The organism is Christiangramia fulva (assembly GCF_003024155.1).
GTDB classification, from domain to species: Bacteria; Bacteroidota; Bacteroidia; order Flavobacteriales; family Flavobacteriaceae; genus Christiangramia; species Christiangramia fulva.
In genome coordinates, this window is record NZ_CP028136.1 from 3,760,335 (window position 1) to 3,772,794 (window position 12,460).

Sequence of the window (12,460 nt, forward strand, 5' to 3'; positions counted from 1 at the left end):
ATGGAGATTGGTGAATTGGAGATTTGGGACTTGGAGAAGTGGGGACTGGGAAACGTGGGGATTGGGAAACGTGGGGATTGGGAGACGAGGGGACTGGGAGACTTGGGGACTGCATCACAGCATCACAGCATCACAACATCACAACTTCACTTCTTCATTATCAATTACCACGTCATCCTGAACTTGTTTCAGGATCTCCTGGTTTGAACTGGAAGAATTAGAGACCTTTGGGACGTGGGGACTTAGGGACTTGGGGACTGGGAGACAAGGGGACTGCTTCACAGCATCACAGCTTCACTTCTTCAATCAACAAAAGTTTCCTTAAGCACTTTTTTACATCTTTTAATTTCAGAGGCGGAAAGATGTTCAAAGACTTTGATTATTCTTTGTTTATCAATTGTCCGAATCTGGCCAATGGCGATCATTCCTTTTTTCTCATTAGATTTTACAGGAACCCGCGTGGGATATTCTTTAATTTTTGTTGTCATAGGAGCAATAACAATGGTCCTTAAATATTTATTCATTTCATCTGGAGAAATGATCACGCAAGGCCTTGTTTTTTTGATCTCGCTGCCAATTGTCGGATCCAGGTTCACAAGCACAATATCGTATTGATTTAATTCCATTCATCGAAATTTTCATCATCAAAGACATCATTCATTAAAAGTTGGTCATCTTCATTTTCGGCCATTTCCCGGAATTTTTCTTCCCAATTTTTTCGGGGCGAATCAATTGGACGAAGTATAATTTCGTCTTTTTCTAAAATAAGTTCCACTTTATCTTTTATTTGATATTTTTCAAGGATTGTTTTGCTCAAACGAAGTCCTTTAGAATTTCCAATTTGTATAATCGAAGCTTCCATAATATTTATTTTTGTAAATACAAAGTTATTACTTTAAATGAGATTAAATAGTGGGTTTTGTAATTAATTGGGGATGGGTGAATTGGAGACCAGGGGACTTGGGGACGTGGGGACTGGGAGACGAGGGGACTGCTTCACACAACTTCAATACTTCACAACATCCCAACATCACTTCTTCACTTCTTCACTCCATCACTCCTTCACTCCTTCACTGAGTAGCCAAAAAAGTTTTAAGATAACATTCGCAAAATTTTGATTAAAAAGATTGTATATTAACACAGATGTCGCATCTGAATAAAAAAAATCTCAATAAAATCTTTCGAAAATTAAAAAATTCCAATCTGTTGGTGCGGCTGATTAATTTACCCAACCCATAGTTTATATGATTGAAGAACAAACAAAATCCCAAAATCTCCTGGAAAGGAGAAAAAATATAGTGGCCAATGGTGTAGGTGTCTATAACACCGCAACGGTACAGGAAGCAAAAGGAGCCATCATTACCGATATGGACGGCCGGGAACTCATAGATTTTGCCGGTGGCATAGGTGTGGTCAATGCGGGGCATTGTCCCGAACCCGTTGTAGAAGCGATTCGCGAACAGGCCGGAAAGTATATCCATACCAGTTTTAATGTGGTGACCTATGAACCTTATATTCAGCTATGTGAAGAGCTGGCTGAAATTTTGCCTCATGGGGAAAAGACAAAAGCCATGCTTATCAGTACCGGAGCTGAAGCCGTAGAGAATGCTGTAAAAATAGCAAGACAGGCCACAAAAAGACCTGCTGTGCTGTGTTTTACCGATGCCTACCACGGGCGTACCCTTATGGCTATGACCCTCACCAGTAAGGTCAATTACAAGTTTTTTTCCGGACCCTTCGCACCCGAAGTTTACCGTATCCCATTTCCTAATTTCTATAAATACCACGGAACACGTGATATGGATGAATTTGTAGAAACAGAGCTCCAGCGACTGAGTGACAGTGCGCATAGTATGGTTGATGTCAACAGTGTAGCCGCCATAATCATTGAACCCATCCAGGGGGAAGGTGGTTTTAATCCCGTTCCTAAAAAATACCTTGAAGGACTCCGTAAATTTTGTGATGAACATGGAGTTCTGCTTATAATGGATGAGATCCAAAGTGGTTTTTGCCGAACCGGTCACTGGGCAAGCTGGCAACATTACGGTGTTCAGCCCGACCTGAGCACCTATGCGAAATCAATGGGTTCAGGTTTGCCTATAGCTGCGGTTGTAGGTCGTGCCGATATTATGGATGCGGCCGCTCCGGGAACAATCGGAGGCACCTACATTGGTAGCCCTATTTGTTGTGCTGCAGCTTCGGCTACCATTCAGTATATGAAGGACAAAAACCTTAACCAGCGCGCCCTGCATATAGGAAAGATCATTAAACAACGCATGGAAAAAATTCAATCTGAAGTTTCCGCCATAGGAGATGTGCGCGGTATAGGCGCTATGATAGGAATTGAGTTTGTAAAAGACAATGATCCCGCCAATCCCGATTCTGAACTTTGCGATAAGATCGTGAAAGGCTGTGCCGAAGAAGGATTGATCCTTTTAAGCGCCGGGACTTTCAAGAATGTGGTAAGGATACTTTCACCTCTGGTAATTACCGATGAACAGTTGGAACAGGGACTTGATATTCTTGAGAGTCAAATTAGAAAGTATAGTTAGCACCTACATGTTGAATTGCTAAAAAGTAAGGTACGCCTAAGCTTAAAAAAAAGAATAATTATAAAATAATCCACCCCTTTAATGAGACCATTTGCAATAGCAGGAATACAAATGAAAGTTTCGGCGGTCACTCCAAATGTAGAGATGATGAAGCTAAAACTGGATATTACCATGAACCTCTATCCCTGGGTAGAAATGGTTGTTTTCAGTGAATTATGTGGCTACGGCCCCTTAACTCATACCGCTACTCATATACCTGGCGATTTTGAACACCAGATGCAGGCTTTGGCAAAAAAGCATAATATCTGGTTGCTGCCCGGTTCGATTTTCGAAAAACATGATGATAAAATTTATAATACGGCTACCGTTATCAATCCGGATGGAGAGGTAGTTACCCGATACAGGAAAATGTTCCCGTTCTATCCTTATGAAGTCGGAGTGACCCCGGGATCGCATTACTGCGTTTTTGATGTTCCCGGAGTAGCGAAATTCGGACTTTCTATCTGTTACGATATGTGGTTCCCGGAAACCATACGTACCCTGGCGGTTATGGGTGCCGAAGTTATTCTGCATCCCACCATGACCGGAACTATAGATCGGGATATTGAACTCTCCATCGTCCGTGCCATGGCTGCGGTCAACCAATGCTATCTTTTTGATGTCAACGGGCTCGAATCTGGGGGTAATGGTAAATCTATCGTATGCGGACCTGACGGAAGAGTTATTTACCAGGCTGAAGGAAACGAAGAGATATTTCCGTTAGAGCTTAATATTGAACGAGTTCGGCGAAGTCGCGAATATGGAGTTCTACGGCTCGGCCAACCGCTGAAGAGCTTTCGCGATCACATTGGGCAGTTTAATATTTACCAGCCGGGAGCACATCTGCCCTATCTCAATTCGCTGGGGCCACTAATAAAACCGACGAAAATGGAGGCTTTGGCAAAATTGAAAATGAAGGAAAATGAATATGAACCGCCATCAGGACCTACCGGCTATAAGGGATTTGGAGAATTATAATAAAAACAACTAAATATGGGTGGAGTACCATCAAAAAATAAAAAGGAAGAAAAACCAATCAAAAATTACGTGAGTTGGTTTGAAATACCTGCGGTAAACTTTCAGCAGGCCGTAGATTTCTACAATCATATTTACGGGTTTGAAATGGAAAAAAATGTAAATGGCAATTACGCCATGGCTTTCTTTCCCGCTAAAAATGGTATTGGTGGTGCAATAGTGGCCGGCCCAGGTTCCACACCCAGCGATTCAGGACCACTGATCTACCTCAATGCAGGTAATGATCTCAATGCCATTCTTCAGAAAGTAGAAGAGGCCGGCGGAAGGATTGTAATGTCCAAAACCCTGATCAATAAAGAATCAGGCTACTTCGCGATTTTTATCGATTCTGAAGGAAACAAATTAGCCCTGCATTCAAAAAATTAATTTATGATAGAGAAGAAAAATATCAGTTCACATTACTATAATATTGGGCAGTTGCGTATTGATCAATGGAACAGTCTGAAGAGGGAGACTGCGAAACTGGCAAATTCCGAGCGACAATCTGATGATTATAAAACCCACCGTCAACAGGTTTTAAAATTACTGGAAGACTGCATGGGTATTGAGTGCTATTTTGCTTTTCCGGGCCTGGCAAAGATCAATGGCTTAAGTGAAATGCTAAACCGAAAGGAATTTACCGCTCTTTCGCATCAGGTTGCTGAAATTACAAGATTACTGGTGAGTGATGGGTACCGAAATAGTCCTGATTTTACCGAAGATGAGGAACCCGGTATGGAATCCGAAAACGGGGAACTGCAGCAGGGTGTTCGAAAAAACTATTTTGAAGTCCTTTTTGTAGAAGATATTTCAGCGAAAGAAGAAACAAAATTGAGGCATGACCTCAAGGATCTTCGGGGTTCCAATGAGCAGTTTAGTTATGGTATTGTGGTACAGCGTTCTTTTGAAGATGCTATGATCGCTCTGCTCTTTAATTACAATATTCAGGCGGTGGTCGTACGTTATGCTCCACCATACAGGTCTAAAAATATTACCTCTCTTATAAAACCATTTATTCAAAACGCGCTGAATCTTGATTTTTCTTCATATCCCGAAACCGAACTCGGTCCTATCCTTGGAAAAATTATCAAAAAATTCCGACCGGAAATAGACACCTATTACGTTACCGATACAGCACTTAATAATTTAAAAGACAGCACCCTCAAAAGCTTCAGGCGTATCTTTTATCGTGTGGAAGACCTTCAGGAACTACACCTTTCAGTTTTAAGAGGAATTAGCGAACGCTATGAAACACCGTTCTTTTCCGCTTTAAAAGAATACAGTAAAAAGCCAACCGGTATCTTTCACGCGATGCCTATTTCCAGAGGAAATTCGGTTTTCAAATCCAGGTGGATCAATGACTTTGGAAATTTCTATGGACGCAATATGTTCCTTGCCGAAACCTCTTCGACAACCGGCGGTTTAGATTCGCTGCTGCAACCCAAGGGATCACTGAAAAAAGCGCAAAAAATGGCTTCAGATACCTATGGGTCACTCAATACTTTTTTTGTTACTAATGGTACTTCCACGGCCAACAAGATTGTGGTACAGGCGATGATCCGGCCAGGCGATGTTGTACTGATCGACAGAGATTGTCATAAATCACATCATTACGGTCTTGTGCTTGCCGGAGCTTACCCGGTTTACCTGGACTCCTACCCTATTGAGGAATATTCCATGTACGGCGCTGTGCCCCTGGAACAAATAAAGGAGAAACTCCTGAAACTCAAAAAAGCAGGAAGACTGGATCTGGCAAAAATGCTGCTTCTAACCAATTGCACCTTCGACGGTTTGGTCTATAACGTGGAAAAGGTAATGGAAGAAGTACTTGCCATTAAACCAGATATGGTCTTTCTATGGGATGAAGCCTGGTTTGCCTTCGCCGGATTTACCTATAATTATAAGCAGCGAACCGGAATGTTTACCGCGAAAAAACTGCACGAAAAGTACAATAGCAACAGCTATCGCGAAGAATATAAGGCCCATATAAAAAGTCTTAAAAAAGATGAAATTCCGAAGTTGCCTGACCCTGATAAAGTGAGGATCCGCGTCTATTCAACTCAGAGTACACATAAAACTTTAAGCAGTTTCCGGCAGGGTTCCATGATCCATATATGGGATGAGGATTTTCGCCGAAAAAGCGAGAACACTTTTATGGAAGCCTATATGACGCATACTTCTACCTCTCCCAATTATCAGATGCTTGCTTCATTAGATGCCGGACGCCGGCAGGTACAGTTTGAGGGCTATGAACTGGTAGAAAAAAGTATTGAAATGGCGATGGTATTACGGGCCAAGGTCAATAACCACCCACGTTTGAACAAATACTTTGATGTGCTTACGGTTAGCGATTTCATTCCGAAGGAATACCGGGAATCGGGACTTTCTGAATATTACAGTCAGAAAGATGGCTGGAATCGTATGGAAAATGCATGGGCAAATGATGAATTTGTTCTCGACCCCACAAAGATCACGCTCCACATTGGCCGTACGGGCGTTGATGGAGATACTTTCAAGAACAAATACCTGATGGATAAATTTAATATTCAGATCAATAAAACATCAAGAAATACGGTGCTTTTTATGACGAATATTGGGACCACCCGCGGTAGTGTTACCTACCTTACCAATGCCTTGCTAAAAATTGCCGATGAGCTGGATAAAGAATTTATTTCACTCAGCGCCAAAGAAGCAAAAATACGCAAGGACAAAATACAATCGCTAACCAAAGATTTCCCGCCATTACCTGATTTCAGTTATTTCCATCATTCGTTTCAGGCAGTACCCGGTGTACCCGGAGGAAATATACGGGAAGCCTTCTTTTTGGCATATAACGAAGATAATTATGAATACATGCCAATTAAGGATTGCCTTCCTGCCATTAAAGAAGGAAGAATACTGGTGGCCTCGTCGTTCATTATTCCCTATCCGCCCGGTTTCCCGGTGCTTGTTCCCGGCCAGGTTGTGAGTGAAGAGATCGTAAGTTTCCTACTGGCACTGGACGTCTCTGAAATCCATGGCTACCGTGCCGACCTGGGACTTCGGCTTTTTAAAGACAGCGTACTGAACAGGCAGAAAACCATAACTTCTATGGGATCTAAAAACAATACTAATAAAAAACTAATCACTAAATAAAAACATTATGGCTACAAAAAAGAAAACAACTTCTAACTCAAAAGAAGCCACGAATAAAAAGAAGACGCCTGCGGTTTCAAAAACCAGGGTTCCTGCAACAAAAACGCAGGCAAAAGGAAAGAAAACAACTTCTGCTTCGGCAAAAAGCAGTGCTAAAAAAACGACAGCTTCTGCAAAACCGGAAACAAAACGCACTAAAAAAACCCAGTTAAACGGTGTTTCAGATATCCGAAGATCATTTCATAAGAATGAAGAACCTCTTTATTTTATAAGCGCCACGAATTTCAATCTTCTGGGTGCAGACGAGTGGATAAAAGGTTTCAAATTCATCTGCCATATTGAATGTTTTGACGGCTTACATCCAAATGTGTTTTCTCCGCAAAACGAAATTCCGCATGATGATTTTGAAGGAATTGAAGACATCAACAATTACCTGCTTTCCCATCCCGAAGTACAGGATTATATAAAAGCAAGATCTGTAGACGGTCGTGCCGGTAAAGCCATGTTCTTAATGTTCAATGAAAAAACCGAAGAGCTTGCTGAAAAACTGGGTCTTGAAATCATGTTCCCGAAAGCCGAGATGCGGACTTCTATGGACAATAAGGTGAACACCAACAGGATCGCCGAAAAAGCAGGAGTTCCCTGTGTTCCTTATGTGCTATCGCAGGTAAAGGATTATAAAGATCTTACAAAAAAGGCTAAAAAGCTGGGTAGTGAACTCGTAATTCAGACTCCCTTTGGAGATTCGGGCCATACCACCTTTTTTATTTCCAATGAAGAGCAGTTCAAAAAGCACGAAGCTGAGATCATCGAGGAGAAGGAAGTTAAGATCATGAAACGTATACGTTGCAGGGGATCGGCTATTGAGGCTTGTGTTACCAGGCATGGGACTATAGTTGCTCCGCTAATGACCGAGCTTGTAGGATTTTCAAACCTTACTCCCTATGAAGGCGGCTGGTGTGGTAATGAAATTTATCCTAATGCTTTTACACCCGAATTAAGAAAAAAAGCGGTTGAATACACGCAGCTTTTCGGTAATCAGTTAAGAAAAGAAGGCTATAAAGGTTATTTTGAACTTGATTTCCTTATCGATCAGGACAATGGTGAAATTTATCTTGGAGAGCTCAATCCCCGTGTTACCGGTGCGAGTTCCATCACCAATCACGCAGTTTTTGCGCTTGCCGACGCTCCGCTATTTATTTTCCATATCCTGGAATGGATGGATATTGAATATGATTTAGATGTGGAAGCTATTAATGATCGTTGGTCAAGGCAGGAAAATATTGATAGCTGGAGTCAGCTTATCATCAAACGTACCGAAGACACCATAGAATATGTGACCGAAGCCCCAAAATCGGGTATTTACAGAATGTACGACACCGGCCATATTCAGTTTGACCGTATGGATACACACAGAAGGGCCGTTGAAAATGAGAACGAGGCTTTCTTCCTGAGAATTACCAAAAAGGGAGATTATCTTTATGAAGGAGCCGATATGGGAATTCTTGTTACCCGGGGCCGCATGATGACCGATGATTTTCAACTCAACCACCGTGCGAAACACTGGATAAAGGCGATAAGAAACCAGTATAAATCAGAGATGGTTGAAGATAAAAAGAAGCCGAAATTAAGCGGTACTTTAACTAAATAACACAATAGTTTCCGGGCAATACCATGAATTTCCTCATATTTGTTCGGGAACTTTTTTCTTAATCCTGAATAAATTGTAATCTGCCCTGCAATATGCAACTTCATTTTTATGCGATTTCAGAAATCGGGAAACCGGGAGAGAAATGGCAAAAATTATATAATACACATTGGCCGGCCTATCAAAACTGGCTGGAATCAAAAAAAGATTACAAACTACCCACGCTAAAAGCCTCAAAAGCAGCGCTAAAAAAATATATGCCTGAAATGCTTCCTCTCCACAGGCATTTGTGTAAACTGGTAAAGGCAGATCGCAAAGCGGCAGTATTCCTTACTGGTTTTCAGCCACCGGCTTACGTTTTTGGATGTGCCCAGGCGGTTCATAAGGGAAAGGAAGTACGGCTAATTCGTAATTACGATTACCATCCCCATCTTTTAGAGGGCACACAGCTCCTGAGCTCGTGGAACGGAAAAAAGGTTATTGCGACCGGTGATTGCCTTATAGGCGCTCTGGATGGAATAAACGAAGACGGCCTGGCGATCTCCCTTTCTTTTGGAGGTCGGAAAAAGGTGGGATATGGGTTCGGTATTCCGTTTATCCTCCGCTATATTCTTGAATTCTGCAGTACCACAAAAGAAGCGGTTGTAGCTTTAAAAAGGATTCCGTCGCATATGGCTTATAATGTAACCGTGGTAGATAAAAGCGGAAACCATAAAACAGTACGCCTGGTACCCGATAAGCCAGCTATTGTCACTGAAGCTAATTTTGCAACCAACCACCAGGAGACTATACACTGGCCTGAAAATGCGCTGCATAATCAAACCTTAAAACGATCGGCTTCCCTGGAAAAAACCCTGCAAATCAATAAAATGGATCCCGAGGGAATTTTACAGGCCTTTCTCGAGCCACCGCTTTATAACACTCGATTTTCTGAAGGATTTGGGACACTCTATACGGCGGTTTACCGTCCGGAAAAAGGAATAGCAGAATTGCACTGGCCCGGCGAAAAACTGGTACAAACCTTTGAAAATTTCAGCGAGGCTTACACCAAAATCGATTTTAGTAAAGAAGAACAGATAGTTTCATCCTGGGAAGAACCGGGAACAGGAAAAACATCCTCCGAAAAATATCCTCCTGAAGACTGGAAAGAAAACCTCGCTGAAAGCCTTGTGCATGCGGTGGCTAAAGAAAATCCAGATTTAGATAAGTCACAGCTGGAAAAGCTGCGCCGGAAGATCCTGAAACCTGGAGTGATTTCCTGGAGTAGCTTCGCCGGATTCTGGAGCAAGCCAAAAAATCGGTCTGCTGAAAAAGACAAAAAATAAACATCATTTATTCAATAGAAACAATTATGAAATTTAAAAGCGTGAATCCGTATAACGGCAAGCAGGTAGGAGAATATACCGCGCATACTTCAGAAGAACTTGATGCCATCCTGGAGCGCGCTACCACTGCTTTTGAAAGCTGGAGCCAAAAACCGCTTTCCCATCGCACCGATCTGATCAAAAAAGTAGGACAATTGCTGCGGGATGATCAGGAAGATTATGCCCGGATGATCACTATGGAAATGGGTAAACCCATTTCAGAATCACGCGCCGAAGTAAATAAATGCGCCTGGGTATGTGATCATTATGCGGAAAATACAGAAGATTTTTTAAAAATTGAAGAGATAGCTACCGATGCCAAACGGAGTTTTGTAAGACACGACCCTATGGGAGCCGTTTTTGCCATTATGCCGTGGAATTTTCCTTTCTGGCAGGTTTTCCGGTTTGCGGCACCTACTCTTACTGCCGGAAACACCGGTTTATTGAAACACGCTCCGAATGTTTTTGGCTGCGCTCAAATGATGGAAGAGGTGTTCCTGAAAGCAGGATATCCAAAAGGAGTTTTTCAGAATATTATTGTTCATCAGGACCAAACCGAAAAAATAATAGCCCACGACGCGGTAAAAGCCGTAACGCTTACCGGCAGCGAGAAGGCAGGTTCAGCAGTGGCACAGCTTGCAGGAAAATACCTGAAGAAAAGTCTGATGGAACTGGGTGGGAATAATTCTTTTATCGTTTGGGAAGAAGCCGATATTGATCAGGCAGTAAAAACGGCGGTTTCGGCCCGGATGCTTAACTGCGGACAAAGTTGCATAGCTGCCAAACGCTTCATCATTCTGGAAGGCATCTATGACGAGTTTGTTTCTAAATTTACCCAGGCGGTAAGCGAGCTTAAAAGTGGAGATCCTATGGATGATGGGACACAGGTGGGCACGCTGGCCCGGAAAGATCTGGCCGATCAGCTTAATCGCCAAATAAAACAATCTATCGCACAAGGCGCGGAACTTCTGCTTGGCGGAGAACAGGAAAATTGTTTTCACCAGCCTACATTACTTGCCAACGTAAAGCCCGGAATGCCAGCCTTCGATGATGAAACCTTCGGACCTTTGGCGGCGATAATCAAAGCAAAAGATATAGAGGAGGCCTTTGAGCTTTCTGAAAGATCCAAATATGGACTCGGGACTACAGTTTTTACGAAAGATACTGCCAAAGCTGTAGAATATGCCCACCGCGTAAGTGACGGTGCTTATTTCATTAATGAACTCGTAAAATCAGATCCCAGACTACCATTTGGAGGCACCAAACGTTCCGGTTACGGTCGGGAACTCGCTAAAGACGGGATGATGGAGTTTTTGAATAAAAAGGTGGTGTATGTTGGGAAATAGTGATTAGGGCTCGGTGATTGGTGAATTGGTTAATTGAGGATTGGATTGTTGGATCACTGGATTACTGGATTACTGAATTACTGGATGACTGGATTACTGGATGACTGGAAAAAAGAAAATCTGCAAATCTTGATATAAGCACCAGACAAAATTTAACTACTTTTTTTGATAAATATTAACAAATAGAAACCCGGTTCAAATTCTTACAATTTTGAAGAAATATTTATCTCTTGCAGCTATAAAAAATGATTCCTGTCGATTATTTATTTTTTACGTCTAATTACTGAAAACCAGTGTTTTACAGACATTAAAAAAGCCTAATTTTGGATATTTATTAACCTAATTTCCTTAATTATGAAAAATTTATTTTACCTGAGTTTGGTTTTACTCGGAATAACATCCTGTAGTGTTGACCATGAAGAAAAACAGACTAATGACGCTCTTTCTGTTTTTAATTTAAGTGTTGTTAATGACCCTGTCACCCAATCATTTGGACCAGCAGGTTATGTGACCGTATATAATGATGCTGAAACATTATATGTAAAATTCGTGGCCAATCAAGGTCACAAATTAATCAATTCCCGACTTGACATCGTTGCAAATCCAGCAGATTTTCTTGACACTAATGGAGGAAATTTACCTCCAGGAAAAATGGGCAGCTTCGAAAACCAGGGAGGTGTTTCTGAATATATTTATGAATTTCCCTTATCTGATTTTCCTGAGAGTTGTATTTATATAGCACCATGGGCAATTTTTACTGCCGGCGGTCCCGATACCCAGCATTATGCAGGAGATATTTTAGGAGGCAATGATCACCACGAACTATGGTGGTATTTTAAATATGGGGAATGTGCTTTAGATGATGAAGTTGTAGTTTGCGACTCTGCCTATATGCTAAGCAATCCGGAAACTACTTTAAATAGTTATTACCATGAAAAATCTAATGTAAACTGGGGTTGGTATCAATATTATGATACAGCCGTATTTGGATCTTCAGAAGTTTTTGAAATTTGGGCAGGCGCAGGTTTGAATGATCTGGATAAGGGTTTCCAAATAGGTACAGTTACTGTCTCTGTAGATGCTAATGGAATTGTTACTGCAATTCCTACCTGGTTCTACACGTCTATAAGCAATGACATACATGTCTATGTTGGAGAAACCCTGCCCGTAAAAAGACCGGCTCCCGGAAAATTTGTCAATTCGGGTGATACCAATAAAGATGGAAAATTCTATATTATCTTCCATACAAAATCCTGTTGGGCTACGCTATAAGGACAATACAAGATATTTTTATAATTAGAAATAGCCACAGAAAATCTAATTCTGTGGCTTTTTATTTGAGATAAAAAAGAGTGTAGGAGC

10 protein-coding genes are annotated in these 12,460 nt (G+C 41.7%); 8 read left to right on the forward strand and 2 right to left on the reverse strand.

Annotation, left to right across the window (positions count from 1 at the left end; translation table 11 throughout):
- Window positions 1-302: 302 nt before the first annotated feature.
- Complete coding sequence (locus C7S20_RS16890; protein WP_107013569.1) at window positions 303-626, reverse strand: type II toxin-antitoxin system PemK/MazF family toxin; 324 nt, start codon at window positions 624-626, stop codon at window positions 303-305.
- On the reverse strand, window positions 617-862 hold the full coding sequence (locus C7S20_RS16895) for an AbrB/MazE/SpoVT family DNA-binding domain-containing protein (protein ID WP_107013570.1): 246 nt from the start codon (window positions 860-862) through the stop codon (window positions 617-619). The genes C7S20_RS16890 and C7S20_RS16895 overlap by 10 nt, the downstream gene beginning before the upstream one ends.
- A 382-nt stretch (window positions 863-1,244) precedes the next feature.
- Here C7S20_RS16895 and gabT point away from each other — a divergent pair, with 382 nt between their 5' ends.
- From gabT to C7S20_RS16935, 8 genes are all read left to right on the forward strand, one after another.
- Entirely contained in the window at window positions 1,245-2,552 is a 1,308-nt protein-coding gene (gene gabT / locus C7S20_RS16900; RefSeq protein ID WP_107013571.1) for a 4-aminobutyrate--2-oxoglutarate transaminase, read from the forward strand.
- Window positions 2,553-2,633: 81 nt separating this feature from the next.
- Window positions 2,634-3,569 (forward strand): carbon-nitrogen hydrolase family protein, encoded by a 936-nt coding sequence (locus C7S20_RS16905; RefSeq protein ID WP_107013572.1) that lies wholly within the window; start codon window positions 2,634-2,636, stop codon window positions 3,567-3,569.
- 15 nt (window positions 3,570-3,584) lie between these two features.
- On the forward strand, window positions 3,585-3,992 hold the full coding sequence (locus C7S20_RS16910) for a VOC family protein (RefSeq protein ID WP_107013573.1): 408 nt from the start codon (window positions 3,585-3,587) through the stop codon (window positions 3,990-3,992).
- A gap of 3 nt (window positions 3,993-3,995) precedes the next feature.
- A complete protein-coding gene (locus C7S20_RS16915) occupies window positions 3,996-6,740 on the forward strand; it encodes an aminotransferase class I/II-fold pyridoxal phosphate-dependent enzyme (RefSeq protein WP_107013574.1) in 2,745 nt (914 codons plus the stop codon).
- 7 nt (window positions 6,741-6,747) lie between these two features.
- A complete protein-coding gene (locus C7S20_RS16920; protein WP_107013575.1) occupies window positions 6,748-8,391 on the forward strand; it encodes a biotin carboxylase in 1,644 nt (547 codons plus the stop codon).
- A gap of 92 nt (window positions 8,392-8,483) precedes the next feature.
- Window positions 8,484-9,713 (forward strand): C45 family autoproteolytic acyltransferase/hydrolase, encoded by a 1,230-nt coding sequence (locus C7S20_RS16925; protein ID WP_107013576.1) that lies wholly within the window; start codon window positions 8,484-8,486, stop codon window positions 9,711-9,713.
- Between the two features lie 26 nt (window positions 9,714-9,739).
- Window positions 9,740-11,098, forward strand: coding sequence for an NAD-dependent succinate-semialdehyde dehydrogenase (locus C7S20_RS16930; RefSeq protein WP_107013577.1), 1,359 nt, complete (start codon window positions 9,740-9,742; stop codon window positions 11,096-11,098).
- Window positions 11,099-11,452: 354 nt separating this feature from the next.
- The gene (locus tag C7S20_RS16935) at window positions 11,453-12,370 is read left to right on the forward strand and encodes a hypothetical protein (protein ID WP_107013578.1); all 918 of its coding nucleotides are present in this window, start codon (window positions 11,453-11,455) and stop codon (window positions 12,368-12,370) included.
- Window positions 12,371-12,460 lie beyond the last annotated feature (90 nt).

Bases quoted from the DNA above. Each gene is read 5' to 3' on its own strand.
- gabT (WP_107013571.1), top strand. From the start codon at position 1,245: ATGATTGAAGAACAAACAAAATCCCAAAATCTCCTGGAAAGGAGAAAA.
- C7S20_RS16910 (WP_107013573.1), top strand. From the start codon at position 3,585: ATGGGTGGAGTACCATCAAAAAATAAAAAGGAAGAAAAACCAATCAAA.
- C7S20_RS16920 (WP_107013575.1), top strand. From the start codon at position 6,748: ATGGCTACAAAAAAGAAAACAACTTCTAACTCAAAAGAAGCCACGAAT.
- C7S20_RS16915 (WP_107013574.1), top strand. From the start codon at position 3,996: ATGATAGAGAAGAAAAATATCAGTTCACATTACTATAATATTGGGCAG.
- C7S20_RS16890 (WP_107013569.1), bottom strand. From the start codon at position 626: ATGGAATTAAATCAATACGATATTGTGCTTGTGAACCTGGATCCGACA.
- C7S20_RS16905 (WP_107013572.1), top strand. From the start codon at position 2,634: ATGAGACCATTTGCAATAGCAGGAATACAAATGAAAGTTTCGGCGGTC.
- C7S20_RS16930 (WP_107013577.1), top strand. From the start codon at position 9,740: ATGAAATTTAAAAGCGTGAATCCGTATAACGGCAAGCAGGTAGGAGAA.
- C7S20_RS16925 (WP_107013576.1), top strand. From the start codon at position 8,484: ATGCAACTTCATTTTTATGCGATTTCAGAAATCGGGAAACCGGGAGAG.
- C7S20_RS16895 (WP_107013570.1), bottom strand. From the start codon at position 862: ATGGAAGCTTCGATTATACAAATTGGAAATTCTAAAGGACTTCGTTTG.
- C7S20_RS16935 (WP_107013578.1), top strand. From the start codon at position 11,453: ATGAAAAATTTATTTTACCTGAGTTTGGTTTTACTCGGAATAACATCC.